Origin of the sequence: Yinghuangia sp. YIM S09857, assembly GCF_051388915.1 — a bacterium.
Taxonomy (GTDB): Bacteria; Actinomycetota; Actinomycetes; order Streptomycetales; family Streptomycetaceae; genus Yinghuangia.
In genome coordinates this window covers 454,104-457,424 of sequence record NZ_JBPKBH010000005.1, presented here as the reverse complement: position 1 = coordinate 457,424, position 3,321 = coordinate 454,104, and the positions used below count along the sequence as shown (strand labels likewise).

Sequence of the window (3,321 nt, the reverse complement as noted above, 5' to 3'; positions counted from 1 at the left end):
TCCGGAGTGTTTCCGGAGGGCGGCGGGGCCTTTGTTCGCCCCCGATTCTCGGGCTGTCCACCTGGTTCTTTACAAAGCTTTGACCGACCCCGAACCCGGTTGCCGTGGGTGCGCCGACAGGCCTCGGCAATACCAGCAAAACGGGCTAAATGCCCCGGCCATTTCCACTCGGTATTACTCCAGGTAACACCTGTCGAGGCGATGCGTTGCGATATCGCGCACCGATCCGCTACTTGTCGGTAACAAGACCCTTGTGCCGCAGCCCACAGTCGGCGACGATCGGCCCGCTCGGTCCATACGCGCACGCCCCGGCAGCCGGCCGGGGACAACGTGGCCCACGCGGCGGACCCACATCCCCATCCAGGTCCGTGCCCGTCCCTTTTCGGACAGGTGCGACCGCCGGGCCCCTCGCGGGCCCCCAGTTGTCGTCCTTTGCGTCCGGCATGCGCCAGATACGCCACCCCCGGCAGCGCATGCGCGGAACCTGTCCCTGAGGAGGACCATGGCCAAGTCCAAGGCCGGCCGCACGCGTTGGAAGCGTTTCGGTGTGGCCCTTGTCCCCGGCGTGGTGATCATCTCCGGCCTCACCACCGCCGCCGCGAACGGCGCGGTGCCGATGTCGTTCGCCATTTCGGGCACCGCGTTCAAGGTCAGCGCGGACAAGATGGTCGCCACCGATGTCGTCCAGTACGGCGGGCTCACCCAGAAGGTCGGTCCCAACTCCAAGCCGGTCATCCTTTCCGGCTTCAAGAACGCGACCTTCGACAACCTGTGCCAGTCGGTACGCATACCCCTGCCGTTCTCCATCGGCGGCAAGGACGCCGTGGTGATGGTCATCAAGTCCGGCAGCGCCGAGGCCGAGGACATGATCGCCGACCTCGCGCAGATGACCGGCAACGCCACGTTCGAGGGCGTCGACATCGGCGTGGACGCGGCCGAGACGAAGAACGACGACGGCTCGCTGCGCGGCCCCGACATGGGCAAGCGCCCGCCCGGCGGGTTCGCCCAGCAGGTCGACAAGGTCACGGTGGTGAACACCCGGCAGACCGTGTATGCGGTGAGCGCCGGGACGTTCCGCATGCCCGACCTCGACATCGGCGTGAACTTCGACAACAAGGAGTGCTTCTAGGGAGTGTCCTCACGTCCCCGTCGAGCCCGGCGGGACTGTGAGGACACGACCCGGCACTTGCCGAGTCCAGGCCGCGGTGGATCCGGTCCACGGGGTCGGATCCACCGCGTGCCCCGCGTCGTCGTGCGACGACAGTTCGTACCAGGCGTCCCCCTCTGGAGCCCTTCGTGAGTACCAGCAAGCCACACGAGCCCGGGAAGTCCGAGGCGGAGCGGCCGCGTCCGGGCCGCGAGAAGCGGCTGCGAGGCCCGTTCGCGCAGGAGCGGCGGCGCATCGCCGAATGGCGGCACGCACGTCCCTTCTGGGCCGGGTTCTTCATCCTGCTCGGCGCTCTGCCGATCATCTATTTCCCCTACGCCACGCTTGAGGTCGGCAACGTGAGCGTGGCGATGAGCACCATGGCGGGGGCCGCGGCCGCGGTCATCGGCTGCGTGCTGATCCTGATGGGTCTGATGGTGTGGTTCCAGCCGCAGTTCCGGATGTACGCGGGAGTGACCGCGCTGGTCTGCGGGTTCATATCGTTCGTCACCTCGAACCTCGGCGGATTCTTCATGGGTCTGCTGAGCGTCACGATCGGAGGCTCGCTGGCGCTGGCGTGGTCGTATGACGACGAGGACGACGAGCAGCCCGCCGAGGGTAGCGGCGGTGCCGACGGCTACGGGCCCTCGGCGGCCGACGAACCACGGGAAGACCTAGGCGTGTTCGCCGCACCGGACGATTCCGGGGCGGCACCGGGCGGTGCAGGCCTGGGGGAACAGTCGGCCGGGTCGGCGAGCAGCCGGCCCGGCGGAATCCCTGACACCCTGGACGCGGCCTCCCGCACCGTGAGCGGAGCCGCGAGGTTCGGCGCCGTCGCGGGGTTCCCCGCGGTGGCCCTGGTCGCGGCGCTGCTGCCGATGGCCGGGCCGAGCGAACCGCTGCCGCCCAACCCGTTCGCCGACGGACCCTGCGCGACAGCGAGCGCATCGGCCTCAGCCACGGCCTCACCCACGGCCGCACCGACAGCGACGGCGACGACGGGTGCGCCTTCCACGGCGTCCCCGTCGCCCTCGGGGACGCCCACCGCAAAGGCGACCACCGGCACTCCGCCCCCACCCTCGGCGGAGGCCAAGTCGCCGCCGTCGGCCGGTTCGCCCGCACCCGGGACCGCCGCACAGGCGCCCGCGGTCGCGGCGGCACCGACCACCGCGCCCGCGGCGCCGCCCGTACCGCCACCCGCTCCGGCGCCGACGACCCGGCCGCCGGGGGTGCTCGGTCCCCTCCTGGACCCGTTGCTCGACCCGCTCAGGCAGCTCCTGCCGCCGTTCCTCCGGCCCCAGGACCCGGCGGCGCCGGCGGTCGCGGCGCAATCCGCACCACCGACTGCCCCCGCCGCCGCGCCCGCCGCCCCGGTTCCGCCGCCCGCGGTGCCGACCCCCACGGCGACGGGCAAGCCCCCCGCGGGCGCGTCCGCGACACCCAAGTCCGCGCCCGCGACAACACCGGCCGCCACGACTCCGCCCACCAGCGCCAAGCCGTCGACGGCCGCCCCGTCCCCGTCCCCGACCACGTCTCCGTCCGCAGCCACGGCGATGCCCGCGCCGACCGGCGCAAAACCGCCGTACCCGTGTCCCACGCAGGTCCCGCTCGCCGCGAACCGTGCGGCGACCGGGGGACCGGTGCTGCCCGACGAGCCGTGGATCCTCAGGTCCAGCCTCCTTGCCATGGCGGGCATGGACTACAAGGGCGTCGTCGACGTCACGACCGGTTCCGGAAAGACCAAGCCGGTCCTCAAGTTCGAGGTGAGCGGCGGCGTCGACATCTGGAACCTCGACATGACCTCGCCGGTGGACGGCAACGGCAACCGCATCCACGTGTTCTCGCTCGACAACACCAAGTCGTACATGAAGGACGGCACGGTGACCTTCTACACCGAGAGCCTCAAAGGCAACCTGTTCGGCCTCATCCCCGTCGAGTTCACGCCGACCAGCCCGCCCCCGCTCAACGTGCCGGTCGCCTTCTTCACCGACGTCACCGTCCGCCAGGCCGGTCAGACCGGCGCCACCCTCGTCATCCCGGACGTCACCATGCGCGCCGAGAAGGCGGGCTGACCCGGGCAGGCCGGACCGACCCGGCAAGGCGGGCGCCGACCTGTACCCGACACGCGACGCGCCACCACCCCCCGGAAATCGGCGGCCCTCCACCCGGAGGGC

General features: G+C 71.1%; 2 protein-coding genes. Both read left to right on the top strand.

Going from position 1 to position 3,321, the window contains the following annotated elements; all coding sequences use genetic code 11:
* Positions 1 to 502 precede the first annotated feature (502 nt).
* Positions 503 to 1,129: a DUF6230 family protein gene (locus tag ACRX5S_RS13425; protein WP_436773112.1), complete on the top strand. Its 627-nt coding sequence runs from the start codon at positions 503 to 505 to the stop codon at positions 1,127 to 1,129.
* 167 nt (positions 1,130 to 1,296) lie between these two features.
* Positions 1,297 to 3,219, top strand: a complete 1,923-nt coding sequence (locus ACRX5S_RS13420) for a DUF6114 domain-containing protein (RefSeq protein ID WP_436773111.1) — start codon at positions 1,297 to 1,299, stop codon at positions 3,217 to 3,219.
* Positions 3,220 to 3,321 lie beyond the last annotated feature (102 nt).